Source organism: Bradyrhizobium cenepequi, assembly GCF_020329485.1.
Lineage (GTDB): Bacteria > Pseudomonadota > Alphaproteobacteria > Rhizobiales > Xanthobacteraceae > Bradyrhizobium > Bradyrhizobium cenepequi.
In genome coordinates this window covers 37,642-52,459 of record NZ_JAGKJI010000007.1, presented here as the reverse complement: position 1 = coordinate 52,459, position 14,818 = coordinate 37,642, and the positions used below count along the sequence as shown (strand labels likewise).

Here is a 14,818-nt window from a genome sequence, read left to right as displayed (position 1 = left end):
TCGAGCCATGAGCGCAGCCCAGAACCAGTACGATATCGGATTGGACAAGACGCCGGCCAACTACGTGCCGCTGACGCCGCTCAGCTTCCTCGGGCGTTCGGCTGCGATTTATCCGGACCATGTCAGCACGGTCTATGAAGGCCGCAGCTTCACCTGGGCCGAGACCTATGAGCGCTGCCGGCGGTTTGCGTCCTATCTCGCCGGCCGCGGCATCGGGGTCGGCGATACCGTTGCGGCGATGCTGCCCAACATCCCGGCAATGAACGAGCTGCATTTCGCCGTGCCCATGACCGGCGCCGTGCTGAACACGTTGAACATCCGGCTCGACGCGCCGTCGATCGCGTTCCAGCTCGATCATGGCGGCGCCAGGATCATCCTGGTCGACCCCGAATTCGTCGGCGTCATTGCCGACGCGCTCGTGCAGATGAAAGGGCCAAAACCCTTTGTCATCGACGTCGATGATGCGTCATTCGGCAGCGGCCGGCGCATCGGCGAGATCGAATATGAAGCGGCGCTCGCGCTGGGCGATCCCGATTTTGTCGAACGTCGGCCCGACGACGAATGGGAAGCCATCGCGCTCAGCTATACGTCGGGCACCACGGGCAATCCCAAAGGCGTGGTGACGCATCACCGCGGCGCCTATCTGAACGCGGTCAGCAACATCCTGGCCGGCAATCTCAGCCAGCATCCGGTCTATCTGTGGACGCTGCCGATGTTCCACTGCAACGGCTGGTGCTTCCCCTGGACCATGGCGGCCGCGGCCGGCGTCAACGTCTGTCTCCGCAAAGTCGAGCCCACCAAGATCTTCGAGCTGATCGCCAGGCATGGCGTCACCCATATGTGCGGCGCGCCGATCGTCTACAACGTGCTGATCAATGCGCCCGACGCGCCGAAGGGTGGGCGCGCAAAGCCCGTGATTGGATTGATCGCCGGCGCCGCGCCGCCGGTTGCCGTGCTCGAAGGCGCCGAGCGGATCGGCATCAAGCTCACCCATGTCTATGGCCTGACCGAGGTCTATGGCCCGGCCTCCGTCTGCGCCGAGCAGCCTGGCTGGGACGAGTTGCCGCCCGCGCAGCGCGCGCAGATGAAGCGGCGGCAGGGCGTGTCCTACCCGCTCGAAGAGGCCGTCACCGTGCTCGATCCCAAGACGATGCAGCCCGTGCCGCGCGACGGCCAGACCATCGGCGAAGTGATGTTCCGCGGCAACATCGTGATGAAGGGTTATCTGAAGAACGAGAAGGCGACCCAGGAAGCTTTCGCCGGGGGCTGGTTCCACACCGGCGATCTCGGCGTGCTCGACGAGCACGGCTACGTCATCATCAAGGACCGCTCCAAGGACATCATTATCTCAGGCGGCGAGAACGTCTCCTCGGTCGAGGTCGAGGATATCCTCTACAAGCATCCCGCCGTGCTGTTTGCGGCCGTGGTCGCAAAGCCCGATCCGAAATGGGGCGAGGTGCCCTGCGCGTTCATCGAATTGAAGGAAGGCGCGCAGGCGACGGAGGCAGAGATTATCGCCTTCTGCCGCGAGCACATGTCCGGCTTCAAGGCGCCGAAGGCGGTCGTGTTCGGACCGATTCCGAAGACCTCGACCGGCAAGATCCAGAAATTCATGCTGCGCGACCAGGTCGGATCGGCAAAGGCGATTTCGGCGTAGTCCGTTGTCGTCCCGGCCCTGAGTCGGGTGGGCAAAGCGAAGCGTGCCCACCATCCGCACTCCGCAAGAAGTGGTGGGCACGCTTCGCTTTGCCCACCCTACGGCAGCTTATCCAACACCAGCCGCATGCCGTCATATCCCGGCACCACGCCGGCGGGCAGGCTCTGGCGGAGCACCTCGTAGTCGAGATCGGCGTGCATGTTGGTGATGACGGCGCGCTTCGGCTTGAAGCGGTCAATCCAGGATAGCGCATCGGCCACGCTGAAATGGCTGGAATGCGTCGTATAGCGCAGGCCGTCAACGATCCAGAGATCGAGATTCTCCAGCGCCGGCCAGCTTGCCTCGGGAATGTCGTGCAGATCGGGCGTGTAGGCGGCGCTGCCGACGCGAAAACCGAGCGCGGGAATCTTGCCGTGCAGGACCAGAAAGGCGGAAAGTTTGACCGGACCGCCCTTCCCTTCGGTGGTGTGGTGCTCGCCCGCCTCGATCGAATGACGCGTCAGGATCGGCGGATAGTCGCTGCCCTCCGGCGAGATGAAGCAATAGGAGAACCGCGCCATGATGTCTTTGGCGGTCGACTGGTTGAAGTAGACCGGAATGCGGCGGCGCTGATGCATCACGACCGAGCGGAGATCGTCGATGCCATGGGTCTGGTCGGCATGCTCATGCGTCAGGAACACCGCGTCGATATGATCGACATTGGCATCGATCAGTTGCTCGCGCAGGTCGGGCGACGTGTCGATCACGATCCGCGTGGTGCCGTGCGCGCCGTTGCGCTCGACCAGCAGCGAGCAGCGGCGGCGGCGGTTCTTCGGATTATTCGGATCGCAGGCGCCCCAGCCGAGCGCCGGGCGCGGCACGCCGGCGGAAGAGCCGCAGCCCAGAATCGTCAGGGTTATCGCCATGCCGCCTCTTTCGGAGCCGGCACTTTCGAGAACAGCCGGAAGAAGTTTTCGGTGGTCTGCCGCGAGATCTCTTCCAGCGAAACGCCGCGCGTTTCGGCGAGGACCTTGGCGACCTCGACGACGTAGGAAGGCTCGTTGCGCTTGCCGCGGAACTTGCCGGGCGCGAGATACGGCGAGTCGGTCTCGACCATGATGCGATCGCCCGGCAACTCGGCGGCCAGCTCCCGCAACGCTTCAGATTTCTTGAAGGTCAGGATGCCCGTGAACGAGATCGACAGCCCAAGCGAGATCGCCTTCATCGCCAGTTCGCGGCCACCGGTGTAACAATGCAGCACCGCCTTGAACGGCCCCTTTGCCACCTCGTCTTCCAGGATCCGGCCGCAATCCTCGTCCGCCTCGCGGGTATGGATCACGAGCGGCAAGCCGGTCGAGCGCGCAGCGGCGATATGCGTGCGGAAGCCCCGCTTCTGCGCCTCGCGCGAACCATGCTGGTAGAAATAATCGAGCCCGGCTTCGCCGAGCGCCACCACCTTTGGGTGCCTGGTCAGCTCGATCAGTTCATCCGGCGCAATGCCGTCTTCCTTGTCAGCCTCATGCGGATGGGTGCCGACCGAGCAATAGACGTTTGGAAAGCGCTCGGCGATCTTAAGCAGCGCATCCAGCCGCCGAACCCGGGTCGAGATCGTGACCATGCGCCCGACGCCCGCGCTCTCGGCGCGCGCGACGATGGCGTCGAGATCCTCGGCGAAATCCGGAAAATCCAGGTGGCAATGGCTGTCGACCAGCATGTCCTTGCAACCGCTCAATCGGCCTTTGGTTCTACGTAGCGCGGGAACACGCCGACCGGCGGCGGCAGCGAAGTACCGGGCGCCATGCGAGTCGTGCCGCCGAGCGCCGCGAAATTTCGTGCGTCCGCCGGGATGCTCAGACTGTCGAGCAGCTTGGCCGAGGCTTCCGGCATTACCGGCTGCGTCAGGATCGCGATCTGGCGCACGATTTCCGCGGTCACATAGAGCACCGTCTTCTGCCTGGCAGGATCGGTCTTGGCCAGCGCCCACGGCGCCTCGCCCGCGAAGTAGCGGTTGGCCTCGGCAACCACGGCCCACACCATGTTGAGCCATTGATGGATCTGCTGGGTCGCCATCGCATTTCGCGACGCTTCCAGCATGGCGTCGGCCTGCGCCAGGATCGCGTTGTCGTTGTCCGAGAACTCGCCGGGCTCCGGCAGCACACCGTCGAGCTGCTTTGCGATCATCGACAGCGAACGCTGCGCCAGATTGCCGAGATCGTTGGCGAGGTCGGCGTTGGTGCGCGCGACGATGGCCTCGTGGCTGTAGTTGCCGTCCTGCCCGAACGGCACCTCGCGCAGGAAGAAATAGCGCATCTGATCGACGCCATACTGATCCGCGAGGTTGAAGGGATCGACGACATTGCCGACCGACTTCGACATCTTCTCGCCCCTGCTGAACAGGAAGCCGTGGGCATAGACGCGCTTCTGCACGGGGATGCCGGCCGACATCAGGAAGGCCGGCCAGTACACCGCGTGGAAGCGGATGATGTCCTTGCCGATGATGTGCACATCGGCCGGCCAGTAGCGCCAGTTCGGATCGTTGTCGTCGGGATAGCCGACACCGGTGATGTAGTTGGTGAGTGCATCGACCCAGACATACATCACGTGCTCGGGATCGTTGGGAACCTTGACGCCCCAATCGAAGGTGGTGCGCGAGATCGAGAGATCCTTCAGCCCGCTCCGGACGAAACTCATGACTTCATTGCGGCGCGAGTCCGGCCCGATGAAATCGGGCTGGCCCGGAATAGCTGTCGAGATAGATGTCGCCATTCGCCTGCATGCGATCCCAGATCGCCTGCACCGAGCGGTGATGCGCTGGTTCGGAGGTGCGGATGAAGCGGTCGAACGAGATGTTCAGCCGCTCGTCCATTTCCTTGAACCGCGCGGCGTTGCGGGTAGCGAGTTCGTGCGGCGTCAGCCCCTCGCCTTGCGCGGTCTGGATCATCTTCTGGCCGTGCTCGTCGGTGCCGGTCAGGAAGAACACGTCCCTGCCGTCGAGCCGCTGAAAGCGCGCCAGTGCATCGGTCGCGATCGCCTCATAGGCATGGCCGATATGCGGCTGCCCGTTTGGATAGGCGATCGCGGTCGTGATGTAGAACAGGTTGCCGCGAGCGGTCGTCGTTGCAGGCGCGGGATTGGCGACGGAAACGGGTTGCGCCGGTTTTGGCTTTGGCTTTGTAGCCACCTTCTTCGCCACCGGTGCGGCGACGGACGCGGGTATGCTGGCCTCCTCCGAAGGAGAGACCGGCTTTTTCAGCGCAGCCTTTTTCGCGGCTTTCTCCGTCGATTTTTTCGCGATCTTCTTGGTCTTCGCAGTCGTCTTCTTGACCGTCTTGCCCGCAGCTTTCTTAGCAGCCGATTTCTTCCTGGCAGCTTTCTTCACGGACTTCTTGACCGTCTTTTTCGTCTTCTTTGCAGCAGCCTTCTTCTTTTTCGCACGCGTCTTCACCGCGGTCTTGGCGGCGCGGCGTGCTACCTTCTTCGTCTTTTTCTTCTTCGAAGCTTTCCGGGCCACAACGAATTCCTTAGATACATTCTAGCGAAGATGATCGGGATTGGTGAAACGGCGGATTATCGCACGGCGTCCGCGAGCATCGAAAACACTGAGAACACCAGTGGCTTGCGTTCCAGATTGTACGATTCGGTATCGCGCGCGGCGAGGACGATCTTTTCCCATACCTCCGCCAGCCGTGCAAGGCGCGGCAGGTTGGCGTTGGGATCGCCGGTGCGCAGCTTTTCGCTGATCCAGCGCTCGACGCCCTCGATGAAAGCCGCAAGCGCGACGCGATCGCTAAGGCCCAGCGCATCGCCGAGCGCATGCAGTTCGCGCGGATCGACCTGCGGCAGTGTCGCGAGCAGCGCCGCGGTCTTCTGCTGCAGCTTCAGCGCGTCGCCGCCAAGCAGGTTCAGCGCCCGCGCCACGCTGCCCTCCGCCGCCGCAGCGGCCTCGAGCAGCGCCGGATCGTCGGACGTCATTTCGGCGGCGGCGGAAGCGGCGCGGATCACATCGTCGGTATCGAGCGGCCTGAGCAGCAATTTGCGACAGCGGGACAGGATCGTCGGCAGCGCCCGCGACGGCGCGTGGCTCACCAGCAGGAACAGCGATTGTTGCGGCGGCTCTTCGAGAATTTTCAGAAGCGCGTTGGCCGCGTTCGGATTGAGCTCGTCGACGGTATCGACGATGCAAACGCGCCAGCCCTCGACCGCCGCGGTCGAGCCGAAGAACGAGATGGTCTCGCGGGTTTCATCGACGGTGATCACCGTCCGCAGCACGCCACGGTCATTGAGCCCGCGCTCCAGCACAAGCAACCCGCCATGGGCGCCAGTCGCGACCTGCCTTGCTACCGGGTCTTGCGGATCGATCGCCAGCGTCTGTGCCTGCTGCACGGAAGGCGCGAGCGGATCGCGGTGCGCCAGCACGAAACGCGCCATGCGATAGGCCAGCGTCGCCTTGCCGATGCCACCAGCGCCGCCGATCAGCCAGGCATGCGGAATCCGGCCCGAGCGATAGGCGGCAAGCAGCGCCGCCTCCGCCTCGCGATGTCCGAACAGATCAGGCGTCTCCCGCGGATGCCGGACCGCTATCTCCTGTTCGACCTTGCGCGCGCTCATGCGGTACTCGCGACGGCAAAGGCGGCGTGGAGGTGCTTGCGCAGCGCCGTCCAGATGCGTTTGGCCACCCTGTCGGCATCGGCATTGGCGTCGATCAGCACGCAGCGCTCCGGGTCTTCGGCCGCGAGCTGCCTGTAGGCTTCGCGCAAATCCTGATGAAACTGGATGTCTTCCGACTCGAAACGGTCGGGCGCCGCGCTGCCGCGGCGCGCCGCGGCCCGCTTCAAGCCCACTTCCACGGGCACGTCGAGGATGAAAGTGAGATCCGGCTTGAGCTCGCCGATGGTGACGCGCTGCATGGCGCTGACGAGGCCGGGCGGCACCTGCCCGAGCCGGCCCTGATAGACCCGCGTGGAATCGAAGAAGCGATCACAGAGCACCCAGGTGCCCTGGTCCAGCGCCGGCAGGATCACGGTGCGGACATGGTCGTCGCGCGCGGCCGCAAACAGCAGCGTCTCGGCATCGGGGCCAAGCAGCTTACCCATGCCCGACAACAGGAGATGGCGGATGATCTCGGCGCCCGGCGAGCCGCCGGGTTCGCGGGTGACGATGGCGCGCAGCTTGGCCGCGTCCAGTCGCTCGGCGAGCCTTCGGATCTGGGTGGATTTTCCGGACCCCTCGCCGCCTTCGAACGTGATGAAGCGTCCGCGCAAGGATGGTCGCTTGACCGCAGCCTTAGCCATGTCAGAGCTTCTCGATGCCCGCGCGGAACATGCCGATGACCAGCTCCTGGGCGCCATCGAGCGCCCGCCGCATGGTCGATCCCGTGCCGATCGCTTCCGCAGCGTAGACCGGCGTTTCCACGGCAAGATTGCCGCTCCGCCAGACCCTGACGACGCCGATCTGCTGCCCCGCCTCGATCGGCGCCTGCACCGGCCCGTTGTAGACCACGCGCGCGAGCAGCCGCTCGTTACCGTTCTTCGACACCATCACTTTGATCGGTTCGGGGCTCGTCAGCTTCAACGAGCGGCTTTCCCCGCCGAACACCCTGGCGTAGCCGATGGTCTGGTTGGCGGCGATCAGCGTGCGGGTCTCGAAATTGCGGAAACCCCATTCCAGCATTTTCTTGGCCTCACTCGCGCGGTCGTCGGCGTCCTCAAGCCCGTTGATCGCTACGATCAGCCGCGTGTCGTTCTGCACGGCGGAGCCGACCATGCCGTAGCCGCCTTCCTTGGTGTAACCGGTCTTCAGGCCATCGGCGCCGCTCAGCGAGTTCAGCAGCGGATTCCGGTTGAGCTGGCGGATCTTGTTCCAGGTGAACTCCTTCTCGCCGAACAGTTTATACATGTCGGGATAGGTCAGGATGATGTGGCGCGAGAGTTTCGCCAGTTCGCGAACCGTCATCTTGTTGCCGGGGTCGGGCAGGCCGTTGGAATTGGCGAAGGTCGATTTGGTCAGCCCGAGCTCGCGGGCGCGCTTGGTCATGACGTTGGCCGCAAACTCGCGCTCGTTGCCGGCGATGCCTTCGGCGAGCGCGATGCAGGAGTCGTTGCCGCTCTGGATGATCGCCCCGTGCAGGAGGTCGTCGACCGAGACCTTGCTGTTGATGGCGGCGAACATCGTCGAGCTGCCGGAGGGCGCCCCGCCCCGTCGCCACGCATACTCGCTGATCTTGTATTCGTCGGTCAGCTTGATCTCGCCCTTCCTAAGGGCGTTGAAGACGACTTCCACCGTCATCAGCTTCATCATGCTGGAGGGCGCGCGGAGTTCGTCGGCATTTTTCTCGAACAATACGCTGCCCGAGGACGCCTCGATCAGGATCGCGGTCGGCGCGTCGCCGTCAAAGCCGCCCTCCTCTTTCTTGGCGCCCTGCACGCTGTTGTTGGCGGCATAGACGGCGGTGCCAAAGCCGATCGCAAGGGCGACCGCAGCCACCGTCAGCGCGCGCCAAGGCAAGCACGAAGGCGAACACCAAGGCCAGCGCGCCAGGAAAGCGGATCGAGAAACAGCGATCATCGGCGATGTCCTGAAACGGGGCCTTCTACCAGTTGGAAGTATCGCAAACAACTGAGGTTTTGGCCGCAAGGCCTGAGCCGGCGCGCCCCTTCCGCAGTGAAAATGATCCTATCGCGGAACCGTGCCGGTTTCTTGGAGCAAATCCGGCAAAGACGGCATAAACGCGTACGCGTTAAGGGCTCGAAGCTGCAGCCCGGCGCTGATCAGGCTTCTTAAGATCAGCGCGTGAAGTCGTTGATTCAGTACAGCCCGCGGCCGCTCAGCACTTCCGCGGGGCCGCGCGGATCGATTGGAACGTAGGCCGAGCTGCCACCAGTCGCGGTGCCGCCGTCGGCATCATACGACACCTGCCGCAAATTCTCGCTGCCTCGCCTTCGCCCGCGGCCGGAGGCCGACATCTCCGAGGTGGCATTGGTCGAGGCGTAATCGGCTGACGTATTGCCCAGCGAATAAGGCCGCCCCTCCGGCATTGGAACTTCGCCTCGGATCCGGCCCGACGAGGACGACATATCGGGCACGAACGGCCTGGCTGAGGCGATCCGGACCGCGGAAGGCGATGGCGCGGGAACGCCGGTCCGCAGCGTCGCCATCAACTGGCGGTCGTCGGAGCCTTCGAGCGGTGCCCGCCCGACATATTCGACACGGACGCGGGCGACGCCATTGCCTTTGAATTCAAGCAGTTCGGCCGCCTTGTTCGAGACGTCGATGAGGCGGTTGGCGTGATAGGGGCCGCGGTCGTTGACGCGCACGATCAGCGACTTGCCGTTCCGCAAATTCGTCACCCGTGCATAGCAGGGCATGGGCAGCGTCGGATGAGCGGCGGTCAGCGAAGCCATGTCGAATACTTCGCCATTGGCGGTCAGCCGGCCATGGAAGTCGTCGCCATACCAGGAGGCGAGCCCCTCCGCGCGGTAGTTGGCGTCCTCCTCGGGCACATACATGCGCCCGGCCACCATGTAGGGTTTGCCGACCCGGTAGGTCCCGCCGCCCTTCGGCACCGGTTCGCCGAAGGCGACCATGCGCGGACTTGCGGAAACGCCGTATTTCGGATCAACGCGGCTCGCGAACTTGTTCGAGGCGGCGCAGTTGGCGAGCACCAGACAGGTTGCGACCGCAGCCGCGCTCCGCGCCATCGCCCGAATCGGATATTGCCGCCGCTTCCCCATCGACCCCAACTACCATGCTGCCGGACGCGTGCCCACTTACGAGGCCATCTTCGCGTCACTGATCCCCACGATGCGGCCCACCTCCGCATCAGAACGTGAAGATATCGCAACTGGAACACGGCGGAAATGGGGAGAGCCGCGCCGTGGTGAACGATCGGTTGCGATCTCCCCGTCGTTCTACGGGCGAAAGCTGTCCCGCTTTCAAACATCTGTTGCAGCAAATCATCACTTCACGGCCGATCGCAACTCTGGGGGCAGGATTCTTTTGACTGTGCAAGGCCGCAGTCGTTCTCTCCTCGTGCGCAGGGGGCGCAAAGGAAGTTCTGCAATGATCGAGACGGTTACGGCGGTGATGGGCCTGGTGAGCGCGGGGATCTTTCTGGCCCATGCCTATGAGGGTTTTCGCACCCGGGCGTAAGCCCAACACGGAACGGAAAGACGCATCACCTCTTTCCCGAAAGGCGTGTTCGTAAAGCTTTAATAGATTCGGACGAGCATCGGAGTGTAGCAGGTGCATCATGCGCAAACACGACTTGGTCTCCGACGGATTCCTGACGCTCACAGCAGCAAGCTTCGTGCTGCTGTGCTCAAGCTTGCTGGCCTTCGCGCTGAGCTAGGCTGAGCCAGCCGGCCCCTGCGGGGCCCTCCCTCCGCGCGCCGAGGCCACTATTTCGGGCCTCGACATTCCGACGGCTCGCGTCACGCCTTGCGCGATTGTGGCGAAACGTTCGGCCGATATCTCCATCACCTTCGCCAAGCCGGGCTTCGAGACGGAGGTGGTCACCCTCACGAAGGAGATCCCAACAACCGGCGCTGCAGGGTTCGCGGGCAACGTTTTGCTGGGCGGCCTGATCGGCATGGGCGTCGACGCCGCCACCGGTGCCGCACAGGACCACAAGCCGAATCCGGTCATCGTGACACTGAAGCCGATCGCGCCTGGGAGGCCCGGCCCTACCCGTCGGCCGCGGGCAAGGCCGGCAGGGCCCTACCCGTCGGCCGCGGGCAAGGCCGGCAGGGCCCGCGCCCGCGCTGGGACGTGATCTGCGCGCCGATGCTTTGCTCGTCCGGCAGGTTTCGGCCTTTCGCGATCTCGCCCGCTTTGCTAAGCCGTGGCGCGTAGAGGAAGGGTGGCCGAGTGGTTTAAGGCACCGGTCTTGAAAACCGGCGTGCCCGCAAGGGTACCGTGGGTTCGAATCCCACCCCTTCCGCCAGCGGCCCTTCCCAGCCAATCCCAAACCATCCAAAAACCCTTGTAAATCACCCGCTTATCGGATTTTATCTTCCCGATCGGTCCCAGCCACTCCCATGCAATCCAGCGATTTTCGGGGTATGATCTGGGGTATCGGATTCGAGAAACGGGGTATTTTCGATGCTGACTGACACCGCCATCAGGAAGGCCAAGGCCGGCGACAAGCCGTACAAGCTGGCCGATTCAGGCGGCCTCCACCTGTTCGTCACGCCCGCGGGCGGCAAGCTCTGGCGGTTCCGCTACGCATTCGGCGGCAAAGAGAAACTACTCAGCATAGGTCCGTATGACGCCGTCAGCCTTGTGGATGCCCGCACGGCCCGTGATGCTGCCAAGGCAACCCTGCGGGAGGGTCGCGATCCTGGCATCCAGAAAAAGCTCCTCAAGCTGGCCCGCACTACCAGTAACGCCAACACCTTCGAGGCGATTGCGCGCGAGTGGCACGAGCTGAACAAGTCTCAATGGGTCAAGCGCCATGCCGATGACGTGCTCAACAGCCTGGAGCGCGAGGTTTTCCCTGTGCTCGGCAACGTGCCCACTGCTGATATCAAACCGCCCGAGGTGATCGCCCTACTCCGCGGCGTCGAGAAGCACGCCAAGGAAACCGCCCGCCGCATCCGGCAACGTATGTCGGCCGTATTCGTCTACGCCATCAGCACGGGCCGCGCTGAGGCCGACCCGGCCGCCGTTGTGCAGGAGGCAATGGCACCGATCAAGCGCGGCAAATTCCCCGCGATCACTGATCTGGCCAAGGCCCGCGAAATGCTGGCAAAGGCCGAGGCCGAGAAGGCGCACCCGGTCACCAAACTTGCAAACCGGATTCTCGCACTAACCGCCGTCCGTCCCGGTGTGCTGATCACAGCGCCGTGGTCAGAGTGGACCGACCTGGAGGACGACGTCTGGCGCATTCCCGCCGAACGCATGAAGCTGCTGCTGCAGCACAAGGATGACGAAGCACGCGACCACTGGGCGCCGCTATCAAGGCAAGCCCTAGAGGCGATCGAAGTGCTCCGAACCGTAACTGGACGCGGCCCTATCGCGTTTCCAAACACGCGTCACGCCCACAAGACCATGTCCGAGAATGCAATAGGCTACCTGCTCAACCGCGCCGGATATCATGGCCACCATGTGCCGCACGGGTGGCGCTCTACGTTCTCAACAGTGATGAACGAAACCCATCCGCTGGAATTCCGCATCATCGATCTGATGCTGGCGCACAAGAATAAGAACAAGGGCAAGACAGAGGGCGCTTACAACCGCGCTGAGTTCTTAGATCGACGGCGCGAACTGGCTCAGGAATGGGCCGATCTGATTCTAGAAGGTGCGCGGCCTGTAAGGGATCTGCTCGTCGGGCCGAGAAGGTAACAGCCCGCCCCATCGCTGAGGCGGGCCATGGTGACGCGCGATAAGCCGCGACGTCATGCCCCCAGCGGCACAAGCTGACATTCACTAGCCGGACGATTGTCCCAAACGGAGAAGGCGTAGGCCTTCCTGATGGACCAATCCGGATCTGCCGTCATAGCCCAGCGCGCAAGCTTGGACACATCGCCGACCTCGTGGCCCACCGCGCTAAATTCGGCAAAGCCGCCGTCTGACTTCTGACGAATGCATGGATTGACGTTGAGGGCTCGAAGGCCGGCGTAATACGTCCGCGCGCAAAAAGGCGTGGACGGGTCGATAGAGATGTTGGCGTTGATGGTGAGATTGTCCATTGATTATACCCCTGCCCCTTGTTCTGCGACCGTTCACAGAATGTGATTTCGTGGTATCATGATTCCATGAACAAAACAACGATCGATCACGCGAATTCACAGAAGCGGTCTGCCGTTACCGGGGAGCCGGTCATGGTCCGCATTCAGCCCGATATGGCGAAGGCGCTCGACGACTGGCGTCGTAAGCAAGACGACCTACCGGGCCGGCCTGAAGCTATTCGCAGGCTGGTTGAGATCGGGCTGAATGCGAAGAAATAGGAAACGAGACCGATGGCTGCCCGTTTAGGCGATGTTCTTTATTGGCTTGGGAGCATCCTGGCCGTTCTGGCAATTCTCGGCGGTGCGACGGTCACCGTAATCATGATCAGGACTGGCAATCCAAACGATATCAACGCCGCCCCCTATGTAGGAGCCGGAATAGCCATCACTGGCTTCATCCCCTACCTTCTGGGACGTGCCCTTCGATACGTTCTCGCCGGCCGCTTCTAGGCACCCCCCTTGCGCCCGCCCACCAGTTGCGCGAAACCCCCCTTCGGCGCGTCCACACCTTTGCGCTTCTCGCGCCGAGCATCCATCTCAGCTCTCAGCGCATCGAGCTTGGACGTGGCCGCCTCCTCTGCCGCCCCCGCATCTACGGTCCAAGAGGCGCCCGACCGCTTCACCGAGAACGCGCCGTAGGGAAAACCAGGTGTTTCCTTACGCTCGACGCGACATGCCTTCCGCATCTCGGCAATCGCCTGAAATGACGTGAAGTCCTTCCCGGCAATGCGCTCGATGACTAATCGGCCGCGCTCAGCTTCTCGACGCAAGCTGCTTGCCGTCATACCGCCCTCAGGGAAAGCGAGTTCGGCAATCACCGATAGGCGGCGTGGCGTATCGTCTGTCCAATCGATCGAATCAGCCATGGGGCTAGGTTAGCGCAACAGGAGCGACTCCATCACCGTCCCCCCCCCGTGAATTGCGTGGGTAAGGCGCGGCCGGCAATTGCGACCCGTGCGGCCTGGCCTAGTCTGACGCGATGAGCAACACGGCTGACCGACCCGGCATAAAGAAGCGTCGTCCTAACGCGCTGAAGCCAGGCGAACCCATCGGCGTCGCCGAAATCGAATGGTGCCTTGACCGGCTGGCGCTAGAGATGGAGCGCGTGGGCAAGAGGGGGATAGCGTACCTGCCGATTTATGAGCGCCTGGAGACAGAGCTTGCTGCGGCTAAGGCGAAGGAAGACAGGCTGGTCCGAGCCCGCGTTCGGGCCGCACGCTTTATGCAAGAGCACTCGATTGAGGAGTAGTCGGCCTAAAGTCCAAGCCCAAGTAGGTTGCCACTCCCGATTGTCGCCGTTAGAAGTTGCGGCGGGTCTTGGTATGAAAAAACGTTTGCACAATAACGGCGAATACATCTGCGATTTTGAATGCACCGGAGATTATATCCAGGACGCTATTCTGGTTGATCGGCTGCTCACCGAGCGCGGTTTGAAGCAAGTTGTGACACCGCAGCAAACGATATTTCGTCAGGCGAATTCTTTCATGACGACATCGGCTTTGCTCTACGAAAAAATCATCGCACGTCCGCCGGATGCCGGGGCCGTGGCCCCCTTCGTTGTGAACGCTGCCTTCGCTCTTGAGCTCTATCTTAAGACACTCGCGCTCCAACACGGCAAAACTCTGCGCGGGCATGAGCTGGAGAAACTATTTAAAAAGCTGCCCGCCAATGCAAAGCAGATCTTGGAACAGGAGTTATCCGTCCTGACTAAGAAGAGCGATTGGGCAGACGGTCAGAGCACGTTGGACGACCTTCGACGAACGGCGGTTCATCTGAATTCAGCATTCATTGACTGGCGCTACTTGCACGAGAAGCCTCAGATTGGCCTCAAGATCGATTTTAGGCCTACCATCTTTCTTGGTGAAGTTCTGCACGCAGCTTGTCAGCCAAAGACTGCCGTACACACATGAAAAAGACCAAACTTCAGTTGGTCAAAGCGACCCGGCATTGCCGGGCCGAAAGACCAGACCAGCCTTTTCCGCCTTCAGTCATCGCTCCTCCTCCGGCCGCACCCATTTGTAAGGCGTGTTCCTCTGCGTCTCGGTCAGCTTGATCATGCGGACCGGCGGCGCGTAGCGGCCCTTCCGGCAGGAGCGGCATTTCAGCCAGGCCTCGATCGCGCTTGATTGAAAGGACGTGATGAAAAGGTTCGCGCCAGGCGGTCGATGACTCCCCACATCTCGTGTGAAGTACAACTAAAAGGAGACATCCATGAAACTCGCCACAATCGTATTGGCAACTACACTCGCTCTACCGAGCACGGCCGCGCTGGCGGCGCAACCAGCCGGAACCGGTGGATACGGTTCAGTCGTCGGCCCGTCGGTGGGATCGTACTATTGGCCTTCGGTAGGCTCGACAAACGCAGTCCCAACGTGGCGGAACACTACAAACGCCGGACCTCTACCTGGTGCATCTAGTGTCGGTAGCGCACCGTTCGGTGTGCATTCCACGATTC

At 62.6% G+C, this 14,818-nt stretch carries 15 protein-coding genes, 1 tRNA gene and 1 pseudogene; 8 read left to right on the top strand and 9 right to left on the bottom strand.

Annotated elements, in window-relative coordinates; all coding sequences use genetic code 11:
- Positions 1 to 7 precede the first annotated feature (7 nt).
- Positions 8 to 1,657 (top strand): acyl-CoA synthetase, encoded by a 1,650-nt coding sequence (locus J6497_RS10805; protein WP_225704250.1) that lies wholly within the window; start codon positions 8 to 10, stop codon positions 1,655 to 1,657.
- Positions 1,658 to 1,755: 98 nt separating this feature from the next.
- On the opposite strand, the gene J6497_RS10800 is transcribed toward J6497_RS10805, so the two are convergent.
- The 7 genes and pseudogenes from J6497_RS10800 to J6497_RS10770 all read right to left on the bottom strand — a co-directional run bounded on the left by J6497_RS10800 (position 1,756) and on the right by J6497_RS10770 (position 9,366).
- A complete protein-coding gene (locus tag J6497_RS10800) occupies positions 1,756 to 2,562 on the bottom strand; it encodes an MBL fold metallo-hydrolase (protein WP_225704249.1) in 807 nt (268 codons plus the stop codon).
- Positions 2,553 to 3,350 (bottom strand): TatD family hydrolase, encoded by a 798-nt coding sequence (locus J6497_RS10795; protein ID WP_225704248.1) that lies wholly within the window; start codon positions 3,348 to 3,350, stop codon positions 2,553 to 2,555. The genes J6497_RS10800 and J6497_RS10795 overlap by 10 nt, the downstream gene beginning before the upstream one ends.
- Positions 3,351 to 3,364: 14 nt before the next feature.
- Positions 3,365 to 5,147, bottom strand: a pseudogene (locus J6497_RS10790) (methionine--tRNA ligase).
- A gap of 56 nt (positions 5,148 to 5,203) precedes the next feature.
- Positions 5,204 to 6,244, bottom strand: coding sequence for a DNA polymerase III subunit delta' (locus tag J6497_RS10785; protein ID WP_225704247.1), 1,041 nt, complete (start codon positions 6,242 to 6,244; stop codon positions 5,204 to 5,206).
- A complete protein-coding gene (gene tmk, locus J6497_RS10780; RefSeq protein ID WP_225704246.1) occupies positions 6,241 to 6,927 on the bottom strand; it encodes a dTMP kinase in 687 nt (228 codons plus the stop codon). The genes J6497_RS10785 and tmk overlap by 4 nt, the downstream gene beginning before the upstream one ends.
- Before the next feature lies 1 nt (position 6,928).
- Entirely contained in the window at positions 6,929 to 8,200 is a 1,272-nt protein-coding gene (locus J6497_RS10775) for a D-alanyl-D-alanine carboxypeptidase family protein (RefSeq protein ID WP_225704245.1), read from the bottom strand.
- Between the two features lie 239 nt (positions 8,201 to 8,439).
- Positions 8,440 to 9,366, bottom strand: a complete 927-nt coding sequence (locus tag J6497_RS10770) for a septal ring lytic transglycosylase RlpA family protein (protein ID WP_376708194.1) — start codon at positions 9,364 to 9,366, stop codon at positions 8,440 to 8,442.
- A 716-nt stretch (positions 9,367 to 10,082) separates the two neighbouring features.
- Between J6497_RS10770 and J6497_RS10765 the strand changes: the two genes are divergently transcribed.
- The 3 genes from J6497_RS10765 to J6497_RS10755 all read left to right on the top strand — a co-directional run bounded on the left by J6497_RS10765 (position 10,083) and on the right by J6497_RS10755 (position 11,977).
- Positions 10,083 to 10,406, top strand: coding sequence for a hypothetical protein (locus tag J6497_RS10765; RefSeq protein ID WP_225704243.1), 324 nt, complete (start codon positions 10,083 to 10,085; stop codon positions 10,404 to 10,406).
- An 81-nt stretch (positions 10,407 to 10,487) separates the two neighbouring features.
- Positions 10,488 to 10,577, top strand: a tRNA-Ser gene (locus tag J6497_RS10760).
- 158 nt (positions 10,578 to 10,735) lie between these two features.
- Positions 10,736 to 11,977: a tyrosine-type recombinase/integrase gene (locus J6497_RS10755; RefSeq protein ID WP_225704242.1), complete on the top strand. Its 1,242-nt coding sequence runs from the start codon at positions 10,736 to 10,738 to the stop codon at positions 11,975 to 11,977.
- 53 nt (positions 11,978 to 12,030) lie between these two features.
- Here J6497_RS10755 and J6497_RS10750 read toward each other — a convergent pair whose 3' ends face one another.
- Complete coding sequence (locus J6497_RS10750; RefSeq protein ID WP_225704241.1) at positions 12,031 to 12,324, bottom strand: hypothetical protein; 294 nt, start codon at positions 12,322 to 12,324, stop codon at positions 12,031 to 12,033.
- Between the two features lie 132 nt (positions 12,325 to 12,456).
- Between J6497_RS10750 and J6497_RS41210 the strand changes: the two genes are divergently transcribed.
- Together J6497_RS41210 and J6497_RS10745 are read left to right on the top strand one after the other, a co-directional pair.
- Complete coding sequence (locus J6497_RS41210; RefSeq protein WP_283844411.1) at positions 12,457 to 12,582, top strand: hypothetical protein; 126 nt, start codon at positions 12,457 to 12,459, stop codon at positions 12,580 to 12,582.
- A 12-nt stretch (positions 12,583 to 12,594) separates the two neighbouring features.
- Positions 12,595 to 12,813, top strand: coding sequence for a hypothetical protein (locus tag J6497_RS10745; protein WP_225704240.1), 219 nt, complete (start codon positions 12,595 to 12,597; stop codon positions 12,811 to 12,813).
- On the opposite strand, the gene J6497_RS10740 is transcribed toward J6497_RS10745, so the two are convergent.
- Complete coding sequence (locus tag J6497_RS10740) at positions 12,810 to 13,229, bottom strand: excisionase (RefSeq protein ID WP_225704239.1); 420 nt, start codon at positions 13,227 to 13,229, stop codon at positions 12,810 to 12,812. The genes J6497_RS10745 and J6497_RS10740 overlap by 4 nt on opposite strands.
- 113 nt (positions 13,230 to 13,342) lie before the next feature.
- Between J6497_RS10740 and J6497_RS10735 the strand changes: the two genes are divergently transcribed.
- Together J6497_RS10735 and J6497_RS10730 are read left to right on the top strand one after the other, a co-directional pair.
- On the top strand, positions 13,343 to 13,612 hold the full coding sequence (locus tag J6497_RS10735) for a hypothetical protein (RefSeq protein WP_225704238.1): 270 nt from the start codon (positions 13,343 to 13,345) through the stop codon (positions 13,610 to 13,612).
- Between the two features lie 73 nt (positions 13,613 to 13,685).
- A complete protein-coding gene (locus J6497_RS10730) occupies positions 13,686 to 14,273 on the top strand; it encodes a hypothetical protein (protein WP_225704237.1) in 588 nt (195 codons plus the stop codon).
- Positions 14,274 to 14,818: the final 545 nt, after the last annotated feature.

Excerpts from the sequence above, each read along its gene's own strand:
- J6497_RS10755 (WP_225704242.1), top strand. The coding sequence starts at position 10,736 with ATGCTGACTGACACCGCCATCAGGAAGGCCAAGGCCGGCGACAAGCCG.
- J6497_RS10800 (WP_225704249.1), bottom strand. The coding sequence starts at position 2,562 with ATGGCGATAACCCTGACGATTCTGGGCTGCGGCTCTTCCGCCGGCGTG.
- J6497_RS10775 (WP_225704245.1), bottom strand. The coding sequence starts at position 8,200 with ATGATCGCTGTTTCTCGATCCGCTTTCCTGGCGCGCTGGCCTTGGTGT.
- J6497_RS10745 (WP_225704240.1), top strand. The coding sequence starts at position 12,595 with ATGGCTGCCCGTTTAGGCGATGTTCTTTATTGGCTTGGGAGCATCCTG.
- J6497_RS10740 (WP_225704239.1), bottom strand. The coding sequence starts at position 13,229 with ATGGCTGATTCGATCGATTGGACAGACGATACGCCACGCCGCCTATCG.
- J6497_RS10785 (WP_225704247.1), bottom strand. The coding sequence starts at position 6,244 with ATGAGCGCGCGCAAGGTCGAACAGGAGATAGCGGTCCGGCATCCGCGG.
- J6497_RS10805 (WP_225704250.1), top strand. The coding sequence starts at position 8 with ATGAGCGCAGCCCAGAACCAGTACGATATCGGATTGGACAAGACGCCG.
- tmk (WP_225704246.1), bottom strand. The coding sequence starts at position 6,927 with ATGGCTAAGGCTGCGGTCAAGCGACCATCCTTGCGCGGACGCTTCATC.
- J6497_RS10750 (WP_225704241.1), bottom strand. The coding sequence starts at position 12,324 with ATGGACAATCTCACCATCAACGCCAACATCTCTATCGACCCGTCCACG.
- J6497_RS10770 (WP_376708194.1), bottom strand. The coding sequence starts at position 9,366 with ATGGGGAAGCGGCGGCAATATCCGATTCGGGCGATGGCGCGGAGCGCG.
- J6497_RS10735 (WP_225704238.1), top strand. The coding sequence starts at position 13,343 with ATGAGCAACACGGCTGACCGACCCGGCATAAAGAAGCGTCGTCCTAAC.
- J6497_RS41210 (WP_283844411.1), top strand. The coding sequence starts at position 12,457 with ATGGTCCGCATTCAGCCCGATATGGCGAAGGCGCTCGACGACTGGCGT.
- J6497_RS10795 (WP_225704248.1), bottom strand. The coding sequence starts at position 3,350 with ATGCTGGTCGACAGCCATTGCCACCTGGATTTTCCGGATTTCGCCGAG.
- J6497_RS10730 (WP_225704237.1), top strand. The coding sequence starts at position 13,686 with ATGAAAAAACGTTTGCACAATAACGGCGAATACATCTGCGATTTTGAA.